Here is a 25,500-nt window from a genome sequence, read left to right on the forward strand (position 1 = left end):
TCGAATGTTCCCCCAAAGGAGTGCGAACCATGCCCCTGACGCTCAGCAGCCCCGCCTTTGCCGACGGCGGAGAGATCCCCGAAGCCTATACTCGTGACGGCAAGAACGTATCTCCGCCTCTGAAGTGGGCCGGGGTACCGGACGGCACAAAGAGCCTCGTCCTTGTCGTCCAGGATCCCGACGCGCCGAGCGGAATGTTCGGCCATTGGGCGGTGTTCAACATATCGCCGGAGGTGCAGGAGTTGCCCGAAGCGGAAAGCGGCAGACCGGGTCCACAGGCCCTCAGGCAAGCGCGGAACGATTTCGGTAACGCCTATTACGACGGCCCTGAACCGCCTGTGGGCCACGGTGTCCATCACTACCACTTCCGGCTGGCGGCGCTCGACACGCCGAACCTTGCTATCCCCGCAAGCACGGGCGTGGAGCGTATCTGGCAGGAGGCGCAAAAACATTTGCTGGAGCAGGCAGAACTCGTCGGAACCTACGAACGTGGCCGGTAATTGAAGGCAGATTGATCCGGGCGCCGTCGTCCACGTGCGGAACGGTTCTTCTCCTTGCCGGTTGTGAGGGAAAGGAGACGTCCCATGTTTGAAAGCGTCATGTGGTTGATCGTCGTCGCCGGCGGGCCATTGTTGCTGCTCGTGTTGCTGGCCTACGTCATTGTCACCCGACGTCGCCGCGGTCCCGCAGAACGCAGAGAAAGCGATCGAGCCACCGATCGGCTCTATCATCAGGACAAGGATTGATTGTAGCTACCGTGGCCCACAGCAAACTTAATCAGCGGTCCAAACATCCCTCGCACATGTCCCGAAGATCAATTTCGGGCGAGGCACCCACGCCGGCCTGGCTGCAAAGTGCCCCGCCGCCCTGGCAGGCTTGTTCTTCAGGGCCGGTTTATTGCCCTGCCGCCGTCGCGCTCAGGGACATAGTCGCCCGCGTTGACGTCAAAGCCGGTCCAGCCATCCGCCTCGTAAGCCCTGCGGCGTTCCATTACGTCAACCGAGCTGGACTGACCCAGAATGTCCTCGGCTTCCGGAACAAGCCCATCGTCCACCTTGGCCGTCACCAGCGTACCGCCACGACGTACGCCCTCTGCATAGACATTTGCATCGTTTTCGGAAACGCCCGAATCCGTCAGAGCGCCAATGATACCGCCCGCCGCACCACCAGCCACCGCGCCGGCAACCGCCCCGGTGGCGGTAGCGGCAAGCCATCCGGCCGCAACCACAGGTCCGACGCCCGGAACGGCCATGACGCCCAACCCTGTCAGCAAACCGCCGGCGCCACCGACCACGGCCCCTATCCCTGCACCGCTCGCGGCATCTTCAGCGGCTTCGGAACGATCTCTCTCGTACCAGCCATCCGAGTTGTTGGCGATGATGCTGATATCGGAATGTGGCACTCCGGACGCTTCCAGTTCGCCGACCGCGTCGGCTGCGTCGTCATAGTTGTCGAACAGTGCAGTTACGGTTTTCATTTTGATATCTCCTGATCGGGCTCATTTGCTGTCGGCGACGACGTTGCCCTGATAGTCGAGCCCGACGGCGACACTTTGGCCTGACTTGGTCGCCTGGCCGCGCCAGATGCCTTGATCGTCCTTGGCAAGCTTCGACACATTGGAATAGCCGGCATCCTCGATGCGGCTCTTTGCCTGGGTCTCGGTGAAACTGTTTGCGCCGGGCACCAGGGCCGCGGCATTGGGCGTGTTCGTGGTTTTCACAGCGGGCGTTGTCGCTCCCGTGATGGAGTCCTGGCCGGCGGCGATCTTTTCGATCATCTGCCGATGCATCTTCAACGTATCGACCGTCTGCTGGGCGAACGTCTTGAGGGCCGCATTGTCGCCGTCGCGGGCGTAGCTTTCAAACAGATTGACGGCATCGGCGTGCGCCTTGCGCTGCATGTCCACATAGGCCGGATCGATTGGCGGCTGTGCGTTCTGGAGCTTATCCAGATCCGCCTGGTGCTGCGCATCGAGCGCCGTCGGCATCTTCAACTTCTGTTCGCCGGCAATTGTTTCCAGCTTGGCGTTGGCCGCGCCGTGGTCCCGGATCATCGTCTGCGCGAAATTCTTGATGCTTTGATCCTGGGCCTTGTCCTGGGCAATCTTGCTTGAGTCGACTTCGAACTTGCCGCCGACGGCGGCCTTGTCGACGAAATCCTGGGCGCTGTCGGCAGCAGCCAAAGCAGGCATTGCGATAAGCATGGAAGCAGCGGCGAGCGAGGCAAGAAGGTGTCGCGTTTTCATTGGCTTTGTCCTTGTCGATGCGCGAACTTACGATGCGCCCTAACAAGCCAGGATGGGCTTTGTTCCGGCACCGTGCGATGCGCTGCAAGCGCCTTCGGACAGGCCCCACGACCGGCCAGGAGACCTTCAACATCGGGACCGCGGCGCGGAACAAATCGGCGGCTGCGAGATTTGATTTTAAATGCGACCCATGAGCGTCAATCTGTCGACCGAGCGAACTTGCCGAATTGGGTTCCGAGGAGAGTTCATGGCCAAGATTTCAAATTCCACACCTGCCGCAGCCAGGGGAGAAGTTCAGGCCGGAGCCACACGGGACAAAACGCCCGGATTCGATCCTGCAGTTGCCCCGTTCGAGACCGACGCCGAGGCGGCGGACACGCAGAACCCGGTCACTGAAGCAGGTCCGCAGCGTTCTCTCCGGCCAAAATTCGAAAACGATGCCAGCTTCGCCAACGCGATGCGGCCGGTGGAGAACGAGCCCGAACTGCAGCCCCGCAGCAACTGGCCGCTAATGATGATTGCGGCCGTCGTGCTGATAGCGGCCGCGGTGTTCCTGGCAGCCAGCCTGCTGCGGTAAGGCGCATCATCCTGAGTGCAGACAGCATCAGACAACCCTTGGCTGAGTTCGAGCACTTTCGCGCGGCCGTCCGCCTGGGTCGTCATCGATCCTGCCTCCCTCGTGGATGAAATTCGGGGGCGCCCTTCATGCCGGAAAGTTCCGTTGTCGAACACAGCAGCCGCGGCCGTGCAGGATCGGAGATGTCGAGCTTGTCCCAGGGAATACGGTACAGGCCGTCGCGACGGCGCAGCCGGAAGAAATCCAGCACCGCCGTACCGATGGTCGAGGCCGAGAGACGCTCGAAAGCGGCGTAGATACCGACATGGAATTCGGTAACGACGAAGTCGTCGCCGGCCGGTTCGGCTCGTATCTCCTCGATATAGCCGATGCTTTCGCCTTGCCGCGAGAGAACGCGTCGTCCGGCCAGATGTTCGAGGTTGACGGTGGACATCATCAAGCTCCCGGAATGCGTCCGATGACATGGTCGCGCAGCCAGTCCTGCCAGGCGAAGATCGAGGTTTCGCGCACATCGATATCGAACTGGATGTCGACGCCTATGTCCTGGACCTTCTTCCAGGCGATCCGGTGCGGCTTGCGATGGCGTTTGCCGCCCCACGCTGCCGCGAGCTGCGTCATCCAACGCCCTGGCCGTACGCCGAGGCGACGCGCCAAGGTGACGGAGCCGAGCTCGACCGCGATGATCCTCGGCGGCTTGCCCGGCCGCAACTCCGCCACCAGCCCGTCGATCTTGCCGATCTTGACCTGCTCGCGGTCGACGATCTGCTTGTCGAGGATGTCGCGCAGCAAATCCATCACGTGCCTCCGAATATCTGCAGGGGAATGGTCACCACGGCGAGCACGAAACCAAGCCCGATGATGAAGATCACCGCGGCATTCGAGACAATGCCGTTGCGGTGCTCGCCGACATAGCGCTTGTCGTTCAGCAGGAAAAGGAAAGGAATTACCGTCAGCGGCAGGCTGGCGGCGGTCAGCGCCATGGAAAAAATGGTGAGCTTCAGCGGATCGAGCCCAAGCATGATGGGGATGGCGGCCAGAAACAATGATACCGTGTAGACGGCACTGAAGCCAGGATCGTCGCGTGGCTTGAGGTTTTCGCCCCAGTTCCATCCAAACCCTTGCGCCACCAGATAAGCCTGTTGCAGCCCAACCTCGAGTGCGGCGCCGAAGCAAGCGATGGCGAGCGAGGCAACGAACAGGACGAACCCCCAGAAGCCGAATATCGGGATCAGCATCAACGGTAATTGATGATAGTCGTCGACCTGATCGATGCCGTGCGTTGCAAGCACGAGCGCGGCCACCATCAAGACGCCGATCGAAATGGTGCCGCCAAAGGCCATGCCCAGTCCGGCGATGGCCCGATTGGTTCCGAGATAGCTTCTGTCCCACTGGTCCTCGATCGCCCCCGAGGAATAGAACATGAACAGGTAAGGCGATATCGAAGCGCCAAGGATGCTGACCGCCATGAACCAGTAACTCGCCGCATCATGGGTCGGCAGTGTAGGCACCGCGCCGGACGCGACAGCTGTCCAATCGGGCTTCAGCATCACCGCTGCGACCACGAAGCACAGCGTCACGAGGCCGAGTATCGACACGCCTTTCTCGATCAGCCCGAACGTGCCTTTCCACAGCAACAGCCATGCCATCAAAGCCACGGGTAAAGCCCACCATTGGAAGCCAATGCCGGTGGCAAGTTCGAGCGCGATGGCAACACCACCGATCTCGGCGGACAGCACCATGAAATTGACCAGCAGGGCGGCAAGCAATGGCCATAGCGAAACGTTGAAGCCAAATCGTTCCCGGATCCCGTCGGAGATGGTGTGATGGCTCACGGCGGCAAACCGGCCGGCCATCTCGACCAGAAAAATGATGCAGATGGTGCCGAGAACCACCGCCCAGATCAGCTGGAACCCGAAGGTCGCACCTGCCTGGGCTGCCGTCGCCATCGATCCGACTTCCAGGAAACCGCCAACACTGGTGACGATGCCCAGCGATATTTCCAGGAGCTTCTTCATGGCTTCGGCGCGAAATATCTGAAGTAAGCGGCGGCCAGGGAGCGCGTGGCCGTCCGAATATCTTCTTGAGCCTCCTGCACTTGCGGGGGGCGGTCCGCTTGCACTCCCGCCTGGGCGCGGTCCACCGCGATCGACAGGTCCTTGACCGCCGCCGCCAACGCAGCCTGCTCGGCAGGTTCAGCCGTAGTGGCCGATCGGATCTTCGCGTCGATATCGGCCAGCGTCGTGCCGGCCGAGTGCAGCGTGCCCGAAGCATATTTGGAAGGGGCAGCTCCCGCCGCCCAGGCATCAAGCGTCATTGATACGGTCTGCGCCGTCGAGGCGGCAGTTCGGGATTGCTGTTCGATCTGGTCCGAGGACGAGCACGCGGTCGACATGGCCATGAGCAACAGCAGGCACGCGCTGTTGCGGCCAAGGCGATAGCTGCTAAGGGTTAGAGCCGGCGTTGGATCCGCCACACGAATGACCTCCCCCACCAACGAGAACCATGTTCGGCGCAAGTTTTGATCTAGCGCGCCCGCCCTCCCCGTCAACCGAGGCCACGATCGAGCCCAGCACGGAGTGCAATTCTGTCGGCCGCGGCAGGTGCCAAGCGGCAGCGACGGGGACCAGCTCGAGCGGAACAAAGGATCGGCAATCGGATTAACGAGGAGTCGGGCGGTTCGACTTCCATCCTGATCGCCGCGCCGCCCGAACGATCGACTGGCAGGGAAGGACCCCTCGATGCCCCGTCTCATTGCCTGGATAGCCATCGTGGTGATTGTGCTTGTCGCGGCTTGGATATGGTTCGGTCGCGATACATCGGGCAGCGGGGGCGGCAGCCAGCCGGCGCCTCACGCGATAGACCAGAACGGGTAGTTTAGTCTGGATGATCCTGCTCGGCGGCGCTCCGGGTGCGCTCGGCTTTGTACTCGTGGATCAGGCCCAGAATCTGAGCCTTGACCGTCTCGCGCGCCTCAGGTTGGACGAAAGGCATCAGCCGTTCGACAATTTCGCCGACCGTCTGCGGGAGATCCGCGGCGGAATCGGTGAGCTGGCTGCCATGTTCGTAGACATTGTCCGTCAGTTTCTTGTCGAGGTCGGATAGAAATCCCATCGTCGCACTCCCCATCGCTGCCATGCCCGCTCTCTCAATGGCTCGCCCGACAGAAATGTTCCGCACAACGATCCTGGCATTGCAGACCGGCTGGATTCCGATGCCAGTGGCCGGAGGAGTGTCGCTGCGCGATCACGTCAACGCAATGTCGTCTGGCCCGGATCCCCTCGCCTGGCCTTCGACGGGATCAGTTTCCCGGCATTGGCCCGCAATCCCCTGACGAGCTCTTCCAGATAGGGAAGCAGTTCGAAAATCAGGATCACGGCCATCACGCAGGCAATGTAGGTCACCGGCAGCTGCTGCGATTTCCAGACAAGTTCGAAGCGCGCGGTTTCCGTCCCCGCCCCGAACAAGGCGAGGAACTGTCCCCAGTGGAGGGAAAGGCGAGGAACTGTCCCCAGTGGAGGGAAATGACGCTGACCAGCCCCATCAGCGGGATCATCTCCAGGAAGCTGTGAACGTGCTGCTCGATCGGCGTGACGGTGCGGGCGGTGGTGGCGTAGCTGACGTCCCACATCGCTGTCGCCTCGTGGACGAAGAAGGTGACGATCATGATGAGAATGATGAGAGCATTCACGTCAAGAAACATGGCGGCCAGCAAAGGTATTCCGACCTCGGCGAACATCAGAAGGTGGATCAACGACTCCTTGGCGCCTGTCGTCGATTCGATGTGAGACGCGCGATGGCAGAGCCAGTCGGCAAATCCGGCGGCCAACCAGACCGGCAGCAGGAAATACATCAAGATCAGCACGGTAGGATCTGACAGCATGACATCCTTTCGCGCGGAATCCCGTTCGAGGTCGCTACTGCTGCCCCGGCATTTCGGTGTTTTCCTGGGGACTTTTCCGGACGCCCGCGGCTGGCGAAGTATCCGTCGGCGCGTTACCGCCCCGGTTCTGTTCAGGCGCCCGCTTCAGTGGCGAGGTATGCCAGCCCATGTCGGCATAGAGAAAGCCTATGAGGAAGCCGATGATGATGATGGCGGCTATCACGAGCGAAAGCACTGCATTGCGTCGCACCATTGCCAGGCTCCCTTCCCAAGCCGAACAGCCGATCACGAAAATAGTTCCACGACCGGCCGCGATCGCTCCTCGGCCGCGTCGGCTTCGACACGCAAGATTCGACGCCAACTCTGCACGGAGCCGCGGGAACAATCGGTGACGGGCGAGGTTCGGTATCGGTTCTTCAAGGACGATCTCGATGAAACCTGCCGTAACCGACCGTATCGAAACAAAAAAATACAACCATCCCACAGGCGGATGGGGATCCCTGAGGTCATTGGTCCGCAAGGCATACGGCGAAGGCCTGCTGATGTCGGGCATATGGAGCACGCTGCTCAAGCAGAACAAAGCCGATGGCTACATGTGCGTTTCCTGTTCATGGGCCAAGCCGGCCGATCCGCGGCCCTTCGAGTTCTGCGAAAATGGCGCGAAGGCGACCATGTGGGATCAGACGAAGCTGCGTTGCGGCCCCGATTTCTTCGCGCGACATACGGTCACCGAACTGCTCGACTGGCCGGATCGTGACCTCGAAAAACAAGGCAGGCTTACGGATCCCCTGCGCTACAATGCCGTCACTGACCGCTATGAACCGGTTTCCTGGGATGACGCATTCCTCGAGATCGGCATGGAGCTCCGGCGGCTCGATCCGAAATCGGTCGTCTTCTACACATCCGGCCGGGCCTCGCTGGAGGCTTCGTTCATGTATCAGCTCTTTGCGCGTATCTATGGCTCATCGAACCTGCCCGATTCTTCCAACATGTGCCACGAATCGACATCGGTCGGGCTGCCCGAATCGATCGGCTCGCCGGTTGGAACCGTGCAGCTCGAGGACTTCTCCCAGTGCGACATGATGTTCTTTTTTGGCCACAACACCGGGGTGACGGCGCCGCGGCTGCTGCATCCGCTGCAAGAGGCTCGTCAACGTGGGGTGCCGGTGTTCACCTTCAATCCCTTGCCGGAAAGGGGGCTGAAGCGCTTCAAGAATCCGCAAGATCCCCTTGAGATGCTGTCGCCGGGCCCCGGCACGAAGATGTCCAGCGACTTCTTCCAGGTCCGCAGCGGCGGCGATATCGCCGCCATGACCGGCATCGCCAAGGCGGTGCTGGCGCTCGACGACGCGGCACGGGAACACGGGGATCCGCGTGTCCTCGACGGCGATTTCATTGCCGAGCACACGGATGGTTTTGCCGAATTCGAGGCTTACCTGCGGGCCGCCAGGTGGGAGGACATCGTCAGGCGCTCGGGAATTGCGCAGGCGGATCTCGAACATGTTGCCGAGGTCTACAGCCGCTCCAACGCGGTGATCGGCAATTACGGCATGGGTTTGACACAGCACCGGCACGGTACCGAGAACGTCCAGATGCTATGCAATCTGCTGCTCATGCGCGGCAACATGGGAAAGCCCGGCGCCGGCATTTCACCGCTGCGCGGCCATTCCAATGTACAGGGCCAGCGCACTGTCGGCATATCCGAAAAACCCGAGCTCGTTCCGCTCGACAAGTTCGCCCGGTTCTATGATTTCGAGCCGCCACGCGAGAAGGGTCTCGACACGGTCGAGGCCTGCGAGGGCGTCATCGCCGGCTCGGTGAAAGGCTTCATCGGACTCGGCGGCAATTTCGTTCGCGCCGTGCCCGAAACCGGCCTGATCGAGAAAGCATGGCGTCGGCTTGGGCTGCATGTCGAAGTCGCCACCAAGCTCAACCGCAGTCATCTCCTGCCGGGGGCGGTGACCTATCTGCTGCCCTGCCTGTCGCGGCTGGAAAGGGACCATCAGGCGAGCGGCGACCAGACCGTTTCGATGGAGGACTCCACCGCCTGTATCCACGGCTCCTTCGGTTCGCGTCCGCCGGCTTCACCGCATCTGCTTTCCGAACCGAAGATCGTGGCGGAACTGGCCAAGGCCACCGTATCGGGGGTGAGTTCGATCCCGTGGGATAAATGGGTCGCCGATTATTCCCTTATCCGCGATGAGATCGAGCGTTGTTACCCGCAGCATTTTCGTGAGTTCAACAAGCGGTTCCTGACGCCGGGAGGCTTTCACCGCGATATCAAGGCCTCGAAACGGGTCTGGGAGACGCCGAACAAGAAAGCCAATTTCAAGCTGCCGACGACGCTTGAAACAGACCCGGACATCGGTGTTTCGGGTCACAATGTGCTGACGCTGATAACGGTGCGCTCCAATGACCAGTTCAATACCACCGTCTATGGGTACAATGACAGACTGCGCGGCATACACGGCACACGCATGGTCCTGTTGATGAACGAGGCCGACATTCAGCGGTTCGGATTGAGCGCCGGGCAGGAAATCGATCTGGAAACCCATGCCGACGATGGCGTGGAGCGGCGGGTTCGAGGTTTGCGCATCACCCCCTACTCCGTGCCCGAAGGCAACTGCGCCGGTTATTATCCGGAACTCAATCCCCTGGTTCCTCTGTGGCACCGGGCCAAGAAGGCTCACGTCCCCGCCGTAAAGTCGGTTCCCGTCAGAATTGTTGCCAGGGAACCCAAAACGAGAAGCTCGGCGCGCCACTAAAGCAATCCAGGAAAAGTGTGTACGGCTTTCCAGGGAAAAGCGCGGTGCGCTTTCCCTTAGGAATTGCGCAAAAACAACAACACAGAGTGGTTAGCCGTTTCCGCAGACGATGAACTGCTCTATGGCGGTCCCAGTCTGGTGGGCCAGGCCGTAGCTAGCCGCCAGCCGGCTTAGGGGATGCCGGCTGGGCCGGTTGGGTGCCTTGCTGATCTCCGCCGGTGGTGGTTTGTGGGGTGGGGTTCGTGTCGGTTGTGGGGTTTTTGTCGACCGGCTGACTGTTCGTATCCGCTTTGGATTTGTCGGGATCGGGATTGTTGCACCCGGCCAGACAGACCAGTGCCAGCATCAGCAACACGGCTCTCATATCGATACTCCTTCGGTGGGAGATGGCGAAGCAGCCTGCCAAGCTTCCATCCGGTCGAATCGCACCGAAAGCCCCTGCCTGGCCGCGCTTCTGGCCAACATCCGATCCAGTTCGGCATCTTCGATCGGGCTGCGCATCACCTCACGAATGGCCCTGCAAGCCAACTCCGTCGACACGAAATCATATCGCCTGCTCCTGGTCAGCACATATTGCTCGACCAGCATTTTCACACGCCGGAGCGCGATCTTATCAGCATGTTGCATCATGTTCCTCCTGCACGCGCCGAACTGCGGGACCATCCGGTTGTTCCCGCCCGAATTCCGAAAATCCATCGCCCGGCCAAGAGCAGAAGTCAGACTCCCGACAGGCGCCGACCGGACGATACCGATCCACGGAACAATCATCTCCTCTGCTGGTTCGGCCGGCACGACGGAGGAAATCATGACGGATGCAAAACTCGCAGTGGTCACCGGCGCCTCGAGCGGCATAGGCAAGGAACTTGCGAAACTCTGCGCGAAGGATGGCTACAATCTCGTCGTTGCGGCTGATGAACCGGCAATCCAGCAGGCCGCCGAGGCACTCGGCTCACATAATATCGCAGTCGAAGCCGTCGAGGCCGATCTCGCGACCGTCGAAGGCGTGGATCGGCTGATCTCCCGAATTGGCGAGCGTGACATCGACCTGCTGTTTCTCAACGCTGGACGCGGGCTCGGCAATGGCTTCGTCGACCAGGACTGGGGGAAGATCCGGCGCATCATCGACACCAATATCACCGGAACGGTGTATCTCGCGCATGAACTCGGCGCCAAGATGGCTCGCCGCGGGCGCGGGCGCATTCTTTTCACCGGGTCGATCGCCGGTTTCATGCCCGGGACTTTCCAAGCCGTCTACAACGGCACCAAGGCATTCATCGATTCCTTCGCGATCGCCTTGCGTCACGAATTGCAGGACACCGGCGTCACGGTGACCGTGTTGATGCCCGGCGCCACGCAGACACGCTTCTTCGAACGCGCCGAGATGATGGACACCAAGGTCGGCACCGACGAGAAGGACAATCCGGCCGACGTTGCCAAGGCCGGCTACGAAGCGATGATGACTGGCGAAGAACAGGTGGTCAGCGGCTGGAAGAACAAGCTGCAGGTCGCCGCTGCGCATGTCACGCCAGCGGGTACGCTGGCCGAACAGCACCGCGAGATGGCTGCGCCGGGCTCGGCGTCCCAGGACTGACCGGCGGCATCTCCGGCGCCACGCACGAGAAACGCGCGTCTCACCAATGAAACGCACCCTCGAAACTCAGGAGCAACATCGTGAAAGCCCTTACATGGCACGGCAAAGGCGACATACGCTGCGACCAAGTGGCCGATCCCGTCATCGAGGATGACCGCGACGTGATCATCAAGGTTACCTGCTGCGCCATATGCGGCTCCGACCTCCACCTGATGAACGGTTACATGCCGACGATGAAATCGGGCGACGTGCTTGGCCACGAGACGATGGGCGAAGTGGTGGAGGTTGGTCAGGGCCATTCGAAATTCAAGAAGGGTGACCGGGTGGTGGTGCCGTTCAACATTTCCTGCGGCGAGTGCTGGTTTTGCCAGAACGGGCTGTTTTCGCTTTGCGACCGCTCGAATCCCAACGCAAAACAGGCCGCCGAAGCGATGGGTCAATCGCCGGCCGGCCTTTTCGGATATTCGCATCTTGTCGGCGGCTATTGGGGCGGACAAGCGGAATATCTGCGGGTTCCGTTCGCCGATGTCGGTCCGATCAAGGTGCCGGAGGGAATGGAAGATGAACAGGTGCTGTTTCTCTCCGACATCTTCCCGACCGGCTACATGGCGGCAGAGAACGCCGGCATCGAGCCGGGCGATACGGTCGCGATATGGGGTTGCGGCCCGGTTGGCCAATTCGCCATCCAGAGCGCGTGGATGCTCGGCGCCGGCCGCGTCATCGCCATCGACAAGGTGCCGGAGCGGCTGGCCATGGCGCGTGAACACGGCAAAGCAGAGACGCTCGACTTCAGCAATTCCAATATCTACGACGCACTGATGGCGATGACCGACGGCCGCGGCCCGGATCGCTGCATCGACTGCGTCGGCACTGAATCCGACCCCGGCGCCAGCGCCGACGCCATGCTCGACAAGGTGAAGGCCGCCGTCTATCTCGGCACCGATCGGCCGCATGTGCTGCGAGAGGCGATCTATTGCTGCCGCAAGGGCGGCACCATCTCGGTTCCCGGCGTCTATATCGGCCTGGTCGATCACATCCCGTTCGGCGCCGCGATGAACAAGGGGCTGACCTTCCGAATGGGCCAAACCCATACCCAGCGCTATCTCGAACCACTTCTGGCCAAGGTCCAGAATGGCGAGATCGACCCGTCTTTCGTCATCACCCACAGAGCCGAGCTCGAAGCCGGGCCGGACCTCTACAAGACCTTCCGAGACAAGCAGGATGGTTGCATCAAGGTGGTTATGCGGCCGCATGGCTGAGATGTCGCAATTCCAGATGCAAGAGCTGTCTCATTCCCGGCATCCGTTGGACGCCCGCCCGATCGGCATTGGCAGTTCGGAACTTTCTGTTGTGTCGGCGATTGACCCGCTGAGTTCGGTTCGGAAGAAGGGTGCCGCCATGGCCAACGAGAATTCTCGCTCGAAACCCGTTATTCGGTCTCCGAACACCGATGGTTTGCCACACCCGAGGCGAGACGCCGGTGATACGGACGCAGGGGCGAAATCGCCGACGCCGAAGACTGCCGGAGGATCTCACCCTTCAGCCCCTCCCCTGGACAATCCCACAGCCAATCGAAATGCCGGTCGTCCCCGTCAGCCCAGCACGACTCCGCGACCGACGGACAAGCCCTTGGACTGATCCTGTGGCGCTCTTCGAGTGCCCGTCAACGCGAAACGTCGCGCAGCGACCCCAGGTCGGCCAGCGCAGCCAGGATAGCTGCTTCAGTCGCCGGCTTGGGCACGAATTTGCAGTCGCGAAAGGATGCCGGTAGGTCGCGCGCGCCAAATCCCGTCATGAGGGCGAAGGGAACACCCTGCGCCTGCAATGTCTCCGCGAGGGGCAGGCTCGTTTCACCGTTCAACTGAATGTCCAGCAACGCCATGTCGATCTTGTCCGAGCCGACGAGACGAAGCGCCGCGGCTACCGAAGGCGCGGGACCGACCACCTGGTAACCGGCGCTACGCAGGACTAACGCGGTGTCTTCCGCGATTAGCCATTCATCCTCGACAACCAGGACGCGCGGTCCGTCGTTCACGACCCCTCCTTCCGGTTAACGGGAAATGCGATCTGAACGTTGAGGCCTTCCTTGCGAAAAACGGTTTCGACATGGCCGCCAAGCCTGTAGCCGATCTCTCCCTGCAGCAGCGTGAGGCCGAAGCCGCTGCCGACGGGTTCATTGACAGGGGGACCGTCCTTCTCGCGCCAGGTAAGCGTAAACATGTCGTCAGCGATCGACCACATCACCACCACCTTGCCACGAGGTTTGGAAAGAGCGCCATATTTGGCCGCGTTGGTGGCCAGTTCGTGGACGGCCATGCTAAGGGAAAGACCCTGTTGCGGTCCAAGTTCTATCTCCTGGCCGTTCAGTTCGAACCGTTCAATGCCAAACGGCTCGAGCTCCTGGTGAAGCAGCTCGCTGACCGAAGCTTCCTTCCAGCTTTTCCGGCTCAACAATCCATAGGCCCGCGACATCGCATGCAAGCGTCCGATCAAGGCTTCTGCGAATTCATCCTTCGAGACGGATTTCTCCCGCGTGCGGCTCGCAATGCTGACGATCACCGCCAACATGTTCTTGACCCGGTGGTTGAGCTCAGAGATGAGAACCTGCTGATGTTCTTCCGCCTGAGCCAGAGTGGTGACGTCGACCAGTGTCACGACCACACCCTGAACGCGGTTGCTCTTGTCCCGATAGGGATTGATATGGACCATGTGAAACCGCCCGGCGCTGTCGCGCGCAAGGTGGTGGTTCAGGGTCTCGCCTGTCTCGAACACCTCGGCGATATGCTGCTTCAACTCGGGATACTCCAACTGGCTCGACAGGTCCGTCAGCGGCCGGCCGACGTCGGAGGGTCGCAGACTGAAGAACGACGAAGCCGCGGGCGTGAAGGTCCGCACCACTAGATTGCGATCGAGGAAAATGGTCGCGATCTCCGTGCTTTCGAACAGGTTGCGCAGATCGCTGTTGGCGTGATCGAGTTCCTCGATCTTGTTCGTCAACTCGGCATTGATAGTGTTCAGTTCCTCATTGAGCGACTGCATTTCCTCCTTCGAGGCCTCAAGTTCCTCATTGGTCGACTGGGCCTCCTCGTTGACAGAGACGAGTTCCTCGTTGGACGATTTCACCTCTTCCAGTGCGGTCTCATATTCCTCGATCGTCGATTGCAGGCGCTCCCTCGCATCGCGCAGTTCTCGCTCCAGATCGGCGGTGCTGTCGGTGTCATGGCTGCCGCCTTCGTCTGTGCGGATCTGCGTAGGTCCCGACGGTTCGAACAGGACGAGATAGAGCGGCTCGCCATTGTCGCGTTCCGCCAGCGGCTCAATGGTGAGCTTGATCGGCTGGATCCGCTCATCATCCTCCTCGACCGTGAGATTTTCCCGTATGACGGTCCGGCGCGTCGACGTCGCTTCCCGCAGCGCGGCGCGCAGGTCGAGTCGCAGCCCACGGCGCGCCATTGTCAACAGTTGCCGGCTGGGAATGCCTTGCGGCGCTTCGAGATATTTGCCGGTGCGAGCTGAGTAGTAGACGACATCGCCCTCGGCGTTGACCAGCACATGCGGGGGGGCGAAGCGCTCCAGCACCTGCGCCTCGACCGCCTGGCGTAGGGGATAACCGGCGGCTCCCTTCCTCAAGCCAGTGCTCTCGGACGGGAATGCGCCTGAACGGCCATCGCCGATCAGGGCCGGCAGCCTGACATGCGGCGAGGCATGCTCCCGCGCCTGGAAGATGCGATGTTTCTTGTCGACGGTAGCGAACAGATCGTCGTTCTGTCCGACGCTCTCCGAGGTGCCGAGGAAAAGATAACCGCCGGGCTTCAGGGCGTAATGGAAAATAGGAATGACCCGGTTCTGAATGGCGGGGCCGAAATAGATCAGCAGGTTACGGCACGACACCAGGTCCATGCGTGAGAAAGGCGGGTCGCGAACGACGCTGTGCGGCGAAAAGATGCACAGCTCCCGTATCTCGTTGCTGATGACATAGGTGTCCCCGTCGCCATTGAAAAACCGCTGGCGGCGTTCGGGGGAAAGTCCCTGCAGCAGGGCTTCAGGATAGCGCCCTGCCCGCGCCACCGCCAGCGCCGGTTCGTCGATATCGGTCGCGAATATCTGGATTCGCGGAACGACCGGGAGCTTTTCCACATGTTCGCGCAGCAGGATGCCGATGGAGAACACCTCTTCGCCTGTGGCGCAGCCGGGAATCCACACCCTGATGATGTCGTTGGCGGTCTTGCCTTCGAAGAGTTGCGGTACGATCTTTCGCTCGAGCAGTTCGAAGGCCTCGGGATCGCGAAAGAAGTTGGTGACGTTGATCAGCAGGTCGCGAAAAAGGTTCATCACCTCGCGAGGGTCCTTCTGCAGCCATTCCACGTATGCGCCAATGGATTGCATCTGCGCGATCTGCATGCGCCGCTTGATGCGTCGCAGGAACGTCTTGGTCTTGTAGCCCGAGAAATCATGGCCTGAGTGGCTGCGCAGGATGCCGTAGATCTGGGACAGGACCTTTTCCATACCCGCCGTGCGGACGCTATCCTCCTCCGCCAACCCATTCAACGCGTCGAAGCCGCGCGTGAAGGCTTCCAGTTTCGTGCCGATCTCCTCGGCGGGCGCGGCTATATCGATAAGTCCGCTGGTGATGGCGCTCTGCGGCATATCGGGGTTGCGCGGGCCGTAGCCGTCGGAGATCTGCGCGACGGTGAGCCCGCCATGCTCCTTGATCGCCTTGGCGCCCAAGGTTCCATCGGAATCTCCGCCCGACAGGATGACGCCGACGGCATGTTCGCCCTGGTCTTCGGCAAGTGCGCTGAAGAAGATGTCTATGGGTTTGCGCTCCTGGCTGAACCCATTGGGCCGGCGCAGGCGCAGCATTCCCTTGTCGATGGTCATGGTCACGTTCTGCGGCATGACATAGACGTGGTTTGGTTGAACGATCATGCCGTCCGCCGCGATTTCGACCGCCATTTCGGTGTAGCGGCCGACGACCTCGTGCAACAGGCTCTCTCGCTTGGGGCTGAGATGAGTGATGACGACGAACGCCATGCCGGGCTGATCGGCCATACCCTTGAACAGCCCTTCCATCGCCGGAATCCCGCCGGCGGACGCGCCGACGCCAACGATGGGAAATCTTTTCGACTGGGCTGTCACTGGAAGTTCCCCTTTCGGCACCTGTGTGCGAAATCACTTATGAAGCAGGCGGACAGCAGGTAAGCATAGGCGCGGCGGAGATACGGAACAAGTCGCGACGGATGGCGTTGAATTTGGAGTTCACGTGTTCAATGACCAAACGTCCATTCTGAAACAAAGCTCCCGACGCACATGGAGTCAGCGGCGTGGAATTGCTCGACGATTTCGGCCGGGCTCGTGCCGACACGCCAGCAGGCTCGGCCAGGGAGACTGTTTCCACGAGATACTGGTCGAGAAAGGATGACGAGGTGCGCGATCTGCAAGGGGTGCATCTTCTGATCGTCGAAGACGAATGGATGGTAGCCGGAGATCTCGCCCGTTATTTCAGCAATATGGGTGCGATCATCCTGGGACCGGCAGCGACGGTCGAACAAGCATCATTGCACACTGAATCGGCCGAGGCTGCCATCCTCGACGTCAACCTCAACGGGCGACGCGTCTTTCCGATCGCGGACGAACTGATGCGCCGCGGCGTGCCGTTCGTGTTTTTCAGCGGTGACAGCGATATCGCCATTCCCGAACATCTCCGGCATGCCAGCAACCTGCGAAAATCCTCGGGCAGCGGGGCTGTATTCAATGCTCTTTTCCCGCCGCAAAGCCCGGCTGCGGCGAGCGGCTTTGTGCCAAGTTCGCCGGACGACGTGTTTTCGCTCCTGCCCAAACTCAGGCTTGCGGCACGTCTGTTGCTGGGGGATGTGGAAGCCTCCGACCGGCTTGTCGAAAGGACGCTTGAGCGAGCGATCCGTGACATCGACCAAAGGCGGATCGGCCAGTCCACCGAAGACTGGCTTAACGCCATCATGCGCGATTTGGCAAAGTCCAGCGGCGCAAGGCTTCTGAACTGAGCCGAACCAGGTTTCCGATTGATCGCCGGCCGGGCCTCGGTCAGCCCTTTTGGTCACGCTCGACGAACTTGTTGAAACGGCTGGTCTGCCCGCCGCCGGTGTTGGCCTGGTAAAGAAAAGCCAGACGGTTCTCATCGAATATCCGAAAGAACTCATCCCATTCGACTGGTTCGAATGCCTCCTCGGGCTCGCCGAAATCGATCCGCAGGATGCCGCCCTCGCCCTTGGTTCGCACCACTGCCGGCCGGCCGTTCCGCTCCTCGGCCCATTTGCGAATCTCCTCGTGATTGGTGGTCGTCTGCGATTGCGACATCGAAATCTCCTTTGGACCTGCTCTCTCGCCGCGCACGCACCGCGGCAACTGTTGAGCGTCCTAACAGCACACGGCAGGCAATGTTCCAGCACCCGTCGCGCGGTGCGATGCGCCTGCTGTCGAATGAAACCGCCAGGAGAACTTTGTTGATGCGCAGGGAACAAAGCTTTTGCCGAGAAGTTGGGGGCGCCGAGGTCACCAGTCCGAGGAGTTGTCGTGAAACGTATACTGGTCACAGGGGGCTGTGGTTTCATTGGTCGCCACGTCGCACAAGAATTCGCCGATCACGGTTATTCGGTTTGCATCCTAGATGCATTGCTGGATCAGGTGCATGCCGGCGAAGCGGTCAACCTTCCCGCTGGAGCCGAACTGATCAAGGGCGACGTGCGCGATCGCGAAGCCGTCACCAAGGCGCTGAAGGGCGTCGACGGGGTGGTTCACCTGGCTGCGGAAGTCGGCGTCGGCCAATCCATGTACGAGATCGCCCGCTATGTCGGCGCCAACGATCTCGGCACTGCAACACTGCTCGAGGTGTTGATCAAGCACCCGGTCGAGCGGATCGTCGTCGCGTCTTCGATGAGCGTCTACGGCGAAGGTCTGTATGCCACGCCCGACGGCCGGCGCGTCGGCAACGCCCGGCGCAAGGCCAACGACCTCAAAGGCGGACAGTGGGATCCCTTGTCGGCGGACGGTGAACCTCTCTCGCCGTTGCCGACAGACGAAGAAAAGCCGATCGATCTCGCCTCCATCTATGCATTGACGAAATATGCCCAGGAACGCGCCGTGCTGATCTTCGGCGAAGCCTATGGCGTCGATGCGGTGGCGCTGCGCCTGTTCAACGTTTTCGGCGCCGGACAGGCGCTTTCAAACCCCTATACCGGCGTGCTGGCCAACTTCGCCTCGCGTCTGGCCAACGGCAAGCGGCCGATGATCTTCGAAGATGGCCAGCAGAAGCGCGATTTCGTTCATGTACGTGACGTCGCCCGCGCCTTTCGCCTGGCACTGGAGCAACGCCAGGCAAAAGGCCACGTCATCAACATCGGAAGCGGCCGGGCTTATGCGATCCGCGATGTCGCGCGGCTGCTGGCCGAGGCCATGGGAACGCCGGACCGCTCGCCCGAGCTGCTCGGCAAAGCGCGTTCCGGTGACATTCGCAACTGCTTCGCCGACATTTCCAAGGCGCGCGAACTGCTGGGTTTCGAACCAGGGCGGCAGTTGGAGAATTCCCTCGGCGACTTCGTTTCCTGGGTGCGCAACACGATTGCCATCGATCGCGGCGCCGACATGAAACGCGAACTCGAAGAACGCGGGCTGGTGTCATGAAGCCGGGTAGGCGCAACCGTCGCGAAGCACCTGTCGCCATCGTCGGCGGCAGCGGCTTCATCGGGTCCAATCTTGCCGACAGCCTGTTGTCGGACGGCGAGCCGGTGCTGGTGATCGACAATCTCAGTCGCGCTGGTGTCGAACAGAACCTTGAATGGTTGTCGCACAAGCATGGAAGCCGCCTCACCGTGGAAACCGTCGATGTGCGCGACGCCAACGCCTTGGCTTCGGCCCTCACGGGGTCGAAAGCCATATTCCACCTGGCCGCGCAGACCGCCGTTACCACCAGCCTGGTTCGGCCGGGCGAGGATTTCGACATTAACCTTAGAGGAACTTTCAACGTCCTGGAGGCGGCGCGACAGAGCGGCGAACGAATCCCGGTGATCTTCGCCAGCACCAACAAGGTGTACGGCAGCCTCCCCGACATTGCGGTTCGCCCGGAGGGCGAGCGCTATGTGCCCTGCGACCCTGCGATCCGCACCGAGGGCATCGGCGAGGGCCGCAGCCTGGACTTTTGCACACCCTATGGCTGCTCCAAAGGCGCGGCCGACCAGTACGTGCTCGACTACGCCAAGTCCTATGGCTTGCCGACGGCGGTCCTGCGGATGAGCTGCATCTACGGCCCGCGCCAGTTCGGAACGGAGGACCAGGGCTGGGTTGCGCACTTCCTCCTTTGCGCGCTTTCGGGGCGGCCGATAACCATTTACGGCGACGGCAGGCAGGTGCGCGACATCCTGCACGTCTCCGATGCAGTTGCAGCCTACAGGGCCGTGCTCGACCGGATCGAGACGATCACGGGCCAGGCGTTCAATCTCGGCGGCGGACCGAAAAATGCGCTCAGCCTGCGCATGCTGTTGAGCGAGATCGGCAGCCTGACGGATCGAGCACTGTCGATCCGCTATGAGGCAGAGCGGACGGGCGACCAGCCCTTCTTCGTCGCCGATACGAGAAAGATGCAAACCACGCTTGGCTGGACGGCGCATGTTTCGTGGCGAGAAGGCATCCGCGACCTCGCCGAATGGTTGCAGCGTCACCGGCTCGAACCCCACGCCGAAGCCGAGAGGTACGTCGCATGAAAATCGCGTTGGTCAACCCATTCTGGACCTACGACGACAGCATCTATTTCGGCTGCCGCCAACCGCATCTACCCCTGGAACTCGGCTACTCGAAAGCCTTGCTCGAACGGGCTGGCCATGAGGTGCTGATGCTGGACGGACAGCTTCAGAAGCTTGACAATTCCAGCCTTTCCGAACGGGTGGCCGAGTTCGCGCCGGCAATGACGGTCGTCACCACAGCGCCGACCTATCTGTTCTGGCGCTGCGCGCCGCCGGAATTGCGCGTGCCGGCCGATTTTCTCAACCGCCTTGCCGGGCGGGGCGGGCGCACCGTCGCGGTCGGGCCGCATGGCTCGGCGACACCGGCGCCAACGCTGCGCAAGCTCGGCGTCGACATCATCGTGCGCGGCGAATGCGAGGAGGTCGTGGCCGACCTTGCACGGCGCGATGATTGGAGTGCGGTGTCGTCAACCGCCTACTTTAGCGAAGCAAGGCTGATCTCGAACGGCGGCGTTCACGCCAGTTCGTTCATCGACCATCCGCCGCTCGAATGGCCATCGGACTGGATCGCCGCGCACGCGCACCACCATCACAGGTTCGACGACCACCAGGTGGGGTTCGGCGCGGAAGTCGAGGCGTCGCGCGGCTGCCCTTACAATTGCAGCTTCTGCGCCAAGATGGATTTCCGCGATGCCTATCGCCGCCGAAATCACGAGGCGGTCGTGACGGAAATAGACCGGCTGATCGCCCAAGGTGTCGGCTATATCTACTTCATCGACGAGATTTTCCTGCCGCAGAAAGCCTTGCTAGAGGCACTGGTCGACCGTGACGTGAAATTCGGCGTACAGACCCGCATCGACCTGTGGAAGCCCGAACTGCTGGAATTGCTTGGCGCGGCCGGTTGCGTGTCAATCGAAGCGGGCCTCGAAAGCCTGACAGTGGAGGGCCGGGCCATGCTGGCCAAGCGCTGCCGCCTGGGCACGGAGGAACTCGCCGCGCTGCTCGTCGATGCAAGACGCCATGTTCCGTTCGTCCAGGCCAATCTGATCGGCGTGGTCGAAGATGACCCTGCCCTGGTCGACTACTGGCGAAACCACCTAATCGACAACGGCGTATGGGCCAATGAGCCGGTACCGCTCTATCCCTACCCGAGTTCGCCCAGCTATCGCGAGCTTTGGGGCGAGCCCGATGACATCGCGTGGGAGCGCGCGCATGAACACTATCTCGCCTCGTTCCAAAAATTCAGCGACATCCAGGAGAAGCGCCCGCGTCCGCTGGCGGAACTGGAGGCGACATGTTGCGGACACTGACCCCGCGTTCGCGGCGCATCCTGATGACGGTCGATGCCGTGGGCGGCGTGTGGCGGTACGCGCTTGATCTGGCGCGGGAATTCGTGGACGGCGGGGACAGCGTTTTGCTCGCCGGTCTCGGTCCGGAACCATCCACGCAACAGGCCGAAGAAGCACAGTCCTTGGCGACACTGACCTGGCTGAACACGCCGCCGGATTGGATGACCCGCAATGCCAGCGACCTCGATGCGTTGCCGGGGGAGTTGCATGCGCCCATTCGTGACCACGCCATCGACCTTGTTCATCTCAATGCCCCGACGCAGGCAGTGGGGCTCGATGCGCCCTGCCCTATCGTGGTGGTCTCGCATTCCTGCGTGGTCACATGGTTCCATGCCGTCAAGGGACAGGCGGTGGACAGCGCATGGGATTGGCAGAAGCAGCGCAACAGGCGCGGCTTCGACACGGCCGACGCCGTCATCGCGCCGAGCCACAGCCACGCCGGCATGCTCGAAACCTGCTATGGACAAATCGCGCGTCTCAATGTCGTCGCCAACGGCGCCCGCCCGGTTGCGAAAGCCGAAAAACGTCAACCGCTCGTCTTCGCCGCCGCCCGCTGGTGGGACGAAGCCAAGAACGCCACGGTGATCGACCAGGCCGCGTCGATAACGCAATGGCCCGTCTTTGCAGCCGGTTCCACGCTAGGTCCGGACGGCCAGCACGCCGGCTTCAGCCATGCCGTCGCTCTCGGAGCGCTACCGCATGACGAGATGCGCTCCCTGATGGCACGCGCCGGAATCTTCGTGTCGCCATCGCTCTACGAGCCGTTCGGCCTGGCGACGCTGGAAGCGGCCATGTCGGCGACGCCGCTGGTTCTATCCGACATCGCCACCTACCGCGAGTTATGGGACGGGGCCGCGCTATTCTACGACGCGCGCGATCCGCATGATCTCGCCACCTGCATCAACCGTCTCTCCGCGGATGCGCAGCACAGGCGGGAGCTCGGACGGGCAGCCCTGCGCCGGAGCCGCAGGTTTTCGTTGGCGAGGCAGGCAGCGGCCATGCGCGACGTCTACGACAAAGCGGCCTTAGCGATGGCGGAGCGCTGATCATGCGCTTTCTGTTCTATACCCATTCGGTCGTTTCCGACTGGAACCACGGCAACGCACATTTCCTGCGCGGCGTCATGCGGGAGCTGGTCGCACGCCAGCATCAGGCGATCGCGCTGGAGCCGGCGGACGGCTGGAGCCGCTCGAATCTGCTGGCCGAGAAGGGCTCCTTCGCCATCGAGCGCTTCAGGAATGATTTCCCCGAGCTGATGCCGGTGACCTACGATGCCGGCTTTGACCACGAGGCCTGGATCGCCGATGCGGACGTGGTGGTCGTCCATGAATGGACCGAGCCGGACCTCGTCGCGCGCCTTGGTCGCGCCAGGGCCAACGGCGGCAACTTTATCCTCCTGTTTCACGACACCCACCACCGCGCCGTGTCGGCGACCGAGGCGATCTCGGCGCTCCGGCTGGAGCATTACGACGGCGTCCTCGCCTTTGGCGAAGCCCTGCGCGAGAGCTACCTGCGCGCCGGGTGGGGCAAACGCGTCTTCACCTGGCACGAGGCGGCTGACGACCGCCTGTTCAGACCGCATCCTGAGATCCGCCCGACCTCCGATCTGATCTGGATTGGAAACTGGGGCGACGACGAGCGTACCGCGGAGCTCAAGGAATTTCTGATCGAGCCGGTGCACGAACTCGGCCTCGATGCCACCGTTCATGGCGTGCGCTACCCCAGGCAGGCGCTCGCCGATCTCGCAGCCGCCGGCCTGCGCCATGAAGGCTGGATCGCCAATGCCGACGTGCCGAAGGCGTTCGCAGCGCATCGTGTCACGGTGCATGTTCCGCGCCGCCCCTATCGGGAAGGCCTGCCCGGCATTCCGACCATCCGCGTGTTCGAGGCGCTCGCCTGCGGCATTCCGCTGATTTCGGCCCCGTGGTCCGACACCGAGCAACTGTTCAGGCCAGGCGTCGATTTCCTGTTCGCGGACAATGGCTCCCAGATGCGGCGACACCTCCGGGCCGTACTCGGCGACGCGGATTTCGCTGCCTCCCTGGCGGCGTCTGGTCTCGAGACCATCCGCCTGCGGCACACATGCCGGCACCGCGTGGACGAGTTGTTCGGCGTGCTCGCCGAATGCGGACCTCAACACATCACCAATCCGACCGCCGCAAAGGAAGCTGCTGAATGAAGATCGCTTTTTATGGATCGAGCCTGTTGTCGTCCTACTGGAACGGCGCCGCTACCTATTACCGTGGGTTGCTCAAGGCGCTTTCCCAACTCGGCTACGAAATCACCTTCTATGAACCTGACGTCTATGACCGCCGGAACAACCGCGACATCGAGGCGCCGGATTGGTGCGCCGTCGTCGTGTACGAGGCGACCCAGCACGCGCTGATGCAGGTGGCGGCGTGCGCCGCCGAGGCGGATATCGTCGTCAAGGCGAGCGGCGTCGGTTTCGAGGATGAGGCGCTGCTGCGCGCCGTGCTCGATCACGCGCGTCCTGACGCGCTCGTCGTGTTCTGGGACGTGGATGCTCCAGCGACGCTCGGCCAATTGCGCGATGAACCGGACCATCCGCTGCATGCCGCGCTGCGGCAAATCGATCTTGTGTTGACCTATGGCGGCGGCGACCCCGTGGTCTGGGCCTATCGCGCCATGGGAGCGAAGGAATGCGTGCCGATCTACAATGCGCTCGATCCTGAAACGCATTATCCAGTCGCCAGTCAGGCGCGTTTTGCTTGCGACCTCGCTTTCCTCGGAAACCGGCTGCCGGACCGTGAGGCGCGCGTCGAGGCGTTTTTTCTCGATCCGGCCAGCCGTTTGCAGGAGCAGCGTTTCCTGCTTGGCGGATCGGGCTGGGGCGACAAGCCGCTTCCCGCCAATGTCGGTTGGCTCGGCCACGTCGGCACCCGTGACCACAACGCCTTCAACGTCACCCCGAAGGCCGTGTTGAACATCAGCCGCGACAGCATGGCCGCAAACGGCTTTTCGCCCGCCACCCGGGTTTTCGAGGCGGCGGGCGCCGGTGCCTGCCTCATCACGGATGCGTGGCTGGGCGTCGAACTGTTCCTGAAACCCGGCGAGGAGATCCTGGTCGCGCGCGACGGCGGCGATGTCGCCGAAATCATGCGCACCTTGACCCCCAATCGGGCAAAGGCGATCGGCGCGTCCGCGCTGCGCCGCGTCCGCGGTGAACATACCTACGCCATGAGAGCGGCCGTGACCGATACGGTCTTGAGGCAGCACTTCGAGCGCGGGACCGTGGAGGCGGCGTAATGACCAAGCGGCTCAACATCGTCTTTCTCGGCCTGTCCCTCTCCTCGTCCTGGGGAAACGGCCACGCCACGACATTTCGAGGCCTGCTGAAAGGCCTGCATGAACTCGGTCACCGCGTGACCTTCCTGGAGCGCAACGTGCCGTGGTATGCCAATCACCGCGACTTGCGCGATCCCGATTTCTGCACTCTGCGCTACTACGAAACGACGCAGGAGTTGCAACAGGACTGGGCACGATGCCTGCAACAGGCCGATGTCGTGGTCGTCGGGTCCTTCGTTCCGGAGGGGCGCGCGGTCATCGACATTGCCGTGGCGCTCTGCAAAGGGGCGCTCTGCTTTTATGACATCGACACGCCGGTGACCCTGGCAAAGCTTTCGACGGATGAATGCGACTATCTTAGTCGGCGGCAGATTCCGTATTTCGATGTCTATTTCTCCTTCACCGGCGGGCCGACGCTTGGCCGACTGGCGCAGGATTTCGGTGCGCGCCGTGCCGAACCGCTCTACTGTTCGGTCGATCCGCAACGGCATCACCGAACCGCCGACCCAGTCGGCTGGGACCTCGGTTATCTCGGCACCTACAGCACCGACCGGCAGGCAACGCTCAACGCGCTGTTGCTCGAGCCCGCACGGCGCATGCCGGAGCGCCGTTTCGTCGTCGCCGGCTCGCAATATCCGTCCGACATCGTCTGGCCTGAGAATGTCGAACGAATCGAACATTTGCCGCCGGCCGACCATGCCGCATTCTATAGCCGCCAGCGCTACACGCTGAACGTCACGCGCAGATCGATGATCGCCGCCGGATGGTCGCCCAGCGTACGGCTTTTCGAGGCTGCCGCTTGCGGCACGCCGATTATCAGCGATCGCTGGCCGGGTCTCGACAGCTTCTTTCCTGCTTCGGCGATCCGCACGGCCGACAAGGCGGATGACATCGTCGATATCCTGCTCAGGGAATCCGAGCGCGCCCGGCTCGCCATGGCCGGCCGGGCGCGCGAACTCGTCCTGGCAGCACATACCGGTGCGGCCAGGGCCCGCGAATTCGTGTCGCTGCTGACACGACCGAGAGCGGCGATGATCGATCTCGATATCGGAACCGCAGCATGACTGAAAGAC

Annotated in this window: 27 protein-coding genes; 14 read left to right on the plus strand and 13 right to left on the minus strand. The window is 61.9% G+C overall.

Features of this window, described 5'->3' with window-relative positions:
- Positions 1–29: 29 nt before the first annotated feature.
- Together LB541_RS03265 and LB541_RS03270 are read left to right on the plus strand one after the other, a co-directional pair.
- The gene (locus LB541_RS03265) at positions 30–500 is read left to right on the plus strand and encodes a YbhB/YbcL family Raf kinase inhibitor-like protein (RefSeq protein ID WP_224617826.1); all 471 of its coding nucleotides are present in this window, start codon (positions 30–32) and stop codon (positions 498–500) included.
- An 84-nt stretch (positions 501–584) separates the two neighbouring features.
- Positions 585–746: a hypothetical protein gene (locus LB541_RS03270; RefSeq protein ID WP_140497454.1), complete on the plus strand. Its 162-nt coding sequence runs from the start codon at positions 585–587 to the stop codon at positions 744–746.
- Between the two features lie 137 nt (positions 747–883).
- Here LB541_RS03270 and LB541_RS03275 read toward each other — a convergent pair whose 3' ends face one another.
- Both LB541_RS03275 and LB541_RS03280 read right to left on the minus strand, forming a co-directional pair.
- Entirely contained in the window at positions 884–1,477 is a 594-nt protein-coding gene (locus LB541_RS03275; protein ID WP_140497452.1) for a general stress protein, read from the minus strand.
- A 21-nt stretch (positions 1,478–1,498) separates the two neighbouring features.
- Positions 1,499–2,245 (minus strand): DUF4142 domain-containing protein, encoded by a 747-nt coding sequence (locus LB541_RS03280; protein WP_140525119.1) that lies wholly within the window; start codon positions 2,243–2,245, stop codon positions 1,499–1,501.
- A 247-nt stretch (positions 2,246–2,492) separates the two neighbouring features.
- On the opposite strand from LB541_RS03280, the gene LB541_RS03285 reads away from it, so the two are divergent.
- Positions 2,493–2,822, plus strand: a complete 330-nt coding sequence (locus LB541_RS03285) for a hypothetical protein (protein WP_140515219.1) — start codon at positions 2,493–2,495, stop codon at positions 2,820–2,822.
- An 82-nt stretch (positions 2,823–2,904) separates the two neighbouring features.
- On the opposite strand, the gene LB541_RS03290 is transcribed toward LB541_RS03285, so the two are convergent.
- From LB541_RS03290 to LB541_RS03320, 8 genes are all read right to left on the minus strand, one after another.
- Positions 2,905–3,255: a hypothetical protein gene (locus LB541_RS03290; protein WP_140497446.1), complete on the minus strand. Its 351-nt coding sequence runs from the start codon at positions 3,253–3,255 to the stop codon at positions 2,905–2,907.
- A gap of 2 nt (positions 3,256–3,257) precedes the next feature.
- Entirely contained in the window at positions 3,258–3,617 is a 360-nt protein-coding gene (locus LB541_RS03295; RefSeq protein ID WP_140515218.1) for a hypothetical protein, read from the minus strand.
- Positions 3,617–4,837 carry an Nramp family divalent metal transporter gene (locus LB541_RS03300; RefSeq protein ID WP_140515217.1) on the minus strand — a complete coding sequence of 407 codons (1,221 nt, stop codon included), beginning with the start codon at positions 4,835–4,837 and terminating at the stop codon, positions 3,617–3,619. Before LB541_RS03300 ends, LB541_RS03295 begins: the two co-directional genes overlap by 1 nt.
- The gene (locus tag LB541_RS03305; RefSeq protein ID WP_224617828.1) at positions 4,834–5,295 is read right to left on the minus strand and encodes a hypothetical protein; all 462 of its coding nucleotides are present in this window, start codon (positions 5,293–5,295) and stop codon (positions 4,834–4,836) included. Before LB541_RS03305 ends, LB541_RS03300 begins: the two co-directional genes overlap by 4 nt.
- A 401-nt stretch (positions 5,296–5,696) precedes the next feature.
- Complete coding sequence (locus tag LB541_RS03310; protein WP_140497440.1) at positions 5,697–5,933, minus strand: hypothetical protein; 237 nt, start codon at positions 5,931–5,933, stop codon at positions 5,697–5,699.
- Between the two features lie 137 nt (positions 5,934–6,070).
- Positions 6,071–6,223 (minus strand): hypothetical protein, encoded by a 153-nt coding sequence (locus tag LB541_RS28600; protein ID WP_318012592.1) that lies wholly within the window; start codon positions 6,221–6,223, stop codon positions 6,071–6,073.
- A complete protein-coding gene (locus LB541_RS03315; RefSeq protein ID WP_318012593.1) occupies positions 6,220–6,684 on the minus strand; it encodes a hypothetical protein in 465 nt (154 codons plus the stop codon). The genes LB541_RS28600 and LB541_RS03315 overlap by 4 nt, the downstream gene beginning before the upstream one ends.
- Before the next feature lie 52 nt (positions 6,685–6,736).
- On the minus strand, positions 6,737–6,955 hold the full coding sequence (locus LB541_RS03320) for a hypothetical protein (RefSeq protein WP_140555671.1): 219 nt from the start codon (positions 6,953–6,955) through the stop codon (positions 6,737–6,739).
- A 178-nt stretch (positions 6,956–7,133) separates the two neighbouring features.
- On the opposite strand from LB541_RS03320, the gene LB541_RS03325 reads away from it, so the two are divergent.
- The 3 genes from LB541_RS03325 (at position 7,134) to LB541_RS03335 (ending at position 12,317) form a co-directional block, all read left to right on the plus strand.
- On the plus strand, positions 7,134–9,467 hold the full coding sequence (locus tag LB541_RS03325; protein WP_224617830.1) for an FdhF/YdeP family oxidoreductase: 2,334 nt from the start codon (positions 7,134–7,136) through the stop codon (positions 9,465–9,467).
- 805 nt (positions 9,468–10,272) lie between these two features.
- Entirely contained in the window at positions 10,273–11,058 is a 786-nt protein-coding gene (locus LB541_RS03330) for an SDR family NAD(P)-dependent oxidoreductase (RefSeq protein ID WP_140497430.1), read from the plus strand.
- 80 nt (positions 11,059–11,138) lie between these two features.
- The gene (locus LB541_RS03335) at positions 11,139–12,317 is read left to right on the plus strand and encodes a zinc-dependent alcohol dehydrogenase (protein WP_140497428.1); all 1,179 of its coding nucleotides are present in this window, start codon (positions 11,139–11,141) and stop codon (positions 12,315–12,317) included.
- A gap of 404 nt (positions 12,318–12,721) precedes the next feature.
- On the opposite strand, the gene LB541_RS03340 is transcribed toward LB541_RS03335, so the two are convergent.
- The gene (locus LB541_RS03340; RefSeq protein WP_140515210.1) at positions 12,722–13,093 is read right to left on the minus strand and encodes a response regulator; all 372 of its coding nucleotides are present in this window, start codon (positions 13,091–13,093) and stop codon (positions 12,722–12,724) included.
- On the minus strand, positions 13,090–16,197 hold the full coding sequence (locus LB541_RS03345; RefSeq protein ID WP_140650290.1) for a CheR family methyltransferase: 3,108 nt from the start codon (positions 16,195–16,197) through the stop codon (positions 13,090–13,092). The genes LB541_RS03340 and LB541_RS03345 overlap by 4 nt, the downstream gene beginning before the upstream one ends.
- A 185-nt stretch (positions 16,198–16,382) precedes the next feature.
- Here LB541_RS03345 and LB541_RS03350 point away from each other — a divergent pair, with 185 nt between their 5' ends.
- Positions 16,383–17,081: a response regulator gene (locus LB541_RS03350; protein ID WP_224617831.1), complete on the plus strand. Its 699-nt coding sequence runs from the start codon at positions 16,383–16,385 to the stop codon at positions 17,079–17,081.
- Between the two features lie 40 nt (positions 17,082–17,121).
- Here the strand turns inward: LB541_RS03350 and LB541_RS03355 are convergent, their stop codons facing one another.
- On the minus strand, positions 17,122–17,394 hold the full coding sequence (locus LB541_RS03355) for a hypothetical protein (protein WP_140497420.1): 273 nt from the start codon (positions 17,392–17,394) through the stop codon (positions 17,122–17,124).
- A gap of 216 nt (positions 17,395–17,610) precedes the next feature.
- Between LB541_RS03355 and LB541_RS03360 the strand changes: the two genes are divergently transcribed.
- From LB541_RS03360 to LB541_RS03390, 7 genes are read left to right on the plus strand one after another with little or no spacing between them, the layout of a single operon-like run.
- A complete protein-coding gene (locus LB541_RS03360; protein WP_140497418.1) occupies positions 17,611–18,717 on the plus strand; it encodes an NAD-dependent epimerase/dehydratase family protein in 1,107 nt (368 codons plus the stop codon).
- Complete coding sequence (locus LB541_RS03365) at positions 18,714–19,793, plus strand: NAD-dependent epimerase/dehydratase family protein (RefSeq protein WP_140497416.1); 1,080 nt, start codon at positions 18,714–18,716, stop codon at positions 19,791–19,793. Before LB541_RS03360 ends, LB541_RS03365 begins: the two co-directional genes overlap by 4 nt.
- Entirely contained in the window at positions 19,790–21,082 is a 1,293-nt protein-coding gene (locus LB541_RS03370) for a TIGR04295 family B12-binding domain-containing radical SAM protein (protein ID WP_140497414.1), read from the plus strand. Before LB541_RS03365 ends, LB541_RS03370 begins: the two co-directional genes overlap by 4 nt.
- The gene (locus LB541_RS03375) at positions 21,067–22,167 is read left to right on the plus strand and encodes a glycosyltransferase family 4 protein (protein WP_140564416.1); all 1,101 of its coding nucleotides are present in this window, start codon (positions 21,067–21,069) and stop codon (positions 22,165–22,167) included. Before LB541_RS03370 ends, LB541_RS03375 begins: the two co-directional genes overlap by 16 nt.
- Positions 22,168–22,169: 2 nt before the next feature.
- Positions 22,170–23,300 carry a glycosyltransferase gene (locus LB541_RS03380; protein WP_140555677.1) on the plus strand — a complete coding sequence of 377 codons (1,131 nt, stop codon included), beginning with the start codon at positions 22,170–22,172 and terminating at the stop codon, positions 23,298–23,300.
- On the plus strand, positions 23,297–24,388 hold the full coding sequence (locus LB541_RS03385; RefSeq protein WP_140555679.1) for a glycosyltransferase: 1,092 nt from the start codon (positions 23,297–23,299) through the stop codon (positions 24,386–24,388). The genes LB541_RS03380 and LB541_RS03385 overlap by 4 nt, the downstream gene beginning before the upstream one ends.
- Positions 24,388–25,491, plus strand: a complete 1,104-nt coding sequence (locus LB541_RS03390; RefSeq protein WP_140497406.1) for a glycosyltransferase — start codon at positions 24,388–24,390, stop codon at positions 25,489–25,491. Before LB541_RS03385 ends, LB541_RS03390 begins: the two co-directional genes overlap by 1 nt.
- The last annotated feature ends 9 nt before the right edge of the window (positions 25,492–25,500 follow it).

Origin of the sequence: Mesorhizobium sp. BR1-1-15, from assembly GCF_020165475.1 — a bacterium.
Taxonomy (GTDB): Bacteria; Pseudomonadota; Alphaproteobacteria; order Rhizobiales; family Rhizobiaceae; genus Mesorhizobium.

Excerpts from the sequence above, each read along its gene's own strand:
- LB541_RS03390 (WP_140497406.1), top strand. The coding sequence starts at position 24,388 with ATGACCAAGCGGCTCAACATCGTCTTTCTCGGCCTGTCCCTCTCCTCG.
- LB541_RS03310 (WP_140497440.1), bottom strand. The coding sequence starts at position 5,933 with ATGGGATTTCTATCCGACCTCGACAAGAAACTGACGGACAATGTCTAC.
- LB541_RS03285 (WP_140515219.1), top strand. The coding sequence starts at position 2,493 with ATGGCCAAGATTTCAAATTCCACACCTGCCGCAGCCAGGGGAGAAGTT.
- LB541_RS03380 (WP_140555677.1), top strand. The coding sequence starts at position 22,170 with ATGCGCTTTCTGTTCTATACCCATTCGGTCGTTTCCGACTGGAACCAC.
- LB541_RS03375 (WP_140564416.1), top strand. The coding sequence starts at position 21,067 with ATGTTGCGGACACTGACCCCGCGTTCGCGGCGCATCCTGATGACGGTC.
- LB541_RS03320 (WP_140555671.1), bottom strand. The coding sequence starts at position 6,955 with ATGGTGCGACGCAATGCAGTGCTTTCGCTCGTGATAGCCGCCATCATC.
- LB541_RS03330 (WP_140497430.1), top strand. The coding sequence starts at position 10,273 with ATGACGGATGCAAAACTCGCAGTGGTCACCGGCGCCTCGAGCGGCATA.
- LB541_RS03365 (WP_140497416.1), top strand. The coding sequence starts at position 18,714 with ATGAAGCCGGGTAGGCGCAACCGTCGCGAAGCACCTGTCGCCATCGTC.
- LB541_RS03325 (WP_224617830.1), top strand. The coding sequence starts at position 7,134 with ATGAAACCTGCCGTAACCGACCGTATCGAAACAAAAAAATACAACCAT.
- LB541_RS03280 (WP_140525119.1), bottom strand. The coding sequence starts at position 2,245 with ATGAAAACGCGACACCTTCTTGCCTCGCTCGCCGCTGCTTCCATGCTT.
- LB541_RS03290 (WP_140497446.1), bottom strand. The coding sequence starts at position 3,255 with ATGTCCACCGTCAACCTCGAACATCTGGCCGGACGACGCGTTCTCTCG.
- LB541_RS03275 (WP_140497452.1), bottom strand. The coding sequence starts at position 1,477 with ATGAAAACCGTAACTGCACTGTTCGACAACTATGACGACGCAGCCGAC.
- LB541_RS03385 (WP_140555679.1), top strand. The coding sequence starts at position 23,297 with ATGAAGATCGCTTTTTATGGATCGAGCCTGTTGTCGTCCTACTGGAAC.
- LB541_RS03295 (WP_140515218.1), bottom strand. The coding sequence starts at position 3,617 with ATGGATTTGCTGCGCGACATCCTCGACAAGCAGATCGTCGACCGCGAG.
- LB541_RS03355 (WP_140497420.1), bottom strand. The coding sequence starts at position 17,394 with ATGTCGCAATCGCAGACGACCACCAATCACGAGGAGATTCGCAAATGG.
- LB541_RS03370 (WP_140497414.1), top strand. The coding sequence starts at position 19,790 with ATGAAAATCGCGTTGGTCAACCCATTCTGGACCTACGACGACAGCATC.
- LB541_RS03265 (WP_224617826.1), top strand. The coding sequence starts at position 30 with ATGCCCCTGACGCTCAGCAGCCCCGCCTTTGCCGACGGCGGAGAGATC.
- LB541_RS03300 (WP_140515217.1), bottom strand. The coding sequence starts at position 4,837 with ATGAAGAAGCTCCTGGAAATATCGCTGGGCATCGTCACCAGTGTTGGC.
- LB541_RS03270 (WP_140497454.1), top strand. The coding sequence starts at position 585 with ATGTTTGAAAGCGTCATGTGGTTGATCGTCGTCGCCGGCGGGCCATTG.